Below are 396 nucleotides of genomic sequence, written 5' to 3'. Positions count from 1 at the left end.
GACAGCCCTTGGTGCTGGTCGGGCAGCAAGGCAACCGTCGCTTGGTGGTAGCAACAGATCGCGCGGCTGTGGAAGCGGGCCTGCGGGTGGGAATGCCGGCGACGAAGGCACAGGCGCTCATTCAGGGGCTGGCGGTCATGGAGGCCGAACCCGATGCCGACGCGGAGGCATTGGAGCGTTTGGCCCTGTGGGCCTTGCGGCGCTACGCGCCGATTGTCGCCCCAGATCCTCCCGACGGATTGGTCATGGATACCACGGGCGCCGACCACCTTCATGGCGGCGAACAGTTAATGCTGGCCGATATGGTCGAACGTCTCAGCCAGGTCGGCTTCTCGGCGCGCGCAGCGATAGCGGATAGCTGGGGTGCTCTGGGGTGCTGCTCATGCGGTGGCGCGA

The 396-nt window shown here is 66.4% G+C and carries 1 pseudogene; it reads left to right on the top strand.

Features of this window, described 5'->3' with window-relative positions:
• Positions 1 to 44: 44 nt before the first annotated feature.
• Positions 45 to 396 (top strand): annotated as a pseudogene (locus EN925_RS39440) (DNA polymerase Y family protein); the annotation flags it as partial.

Origin of the sequence: Mesorhizobium sp. M7A.F.Ca.US.006.04.2.1 (assembly GCF_004022915.1) — a bacterium.
GTDB lineage: Bacteria > Pseudomonadota > Alphaproteobacteria > Rhizobiales > Rhizobiaceae > Mesorhizobium > Mesorhizobium ciceri.
The sequence above is the reverse complement of the archived record's forward strand: the minus strand, read 5'-3'. Positions and strand labels throughout refer to the sequence as shown.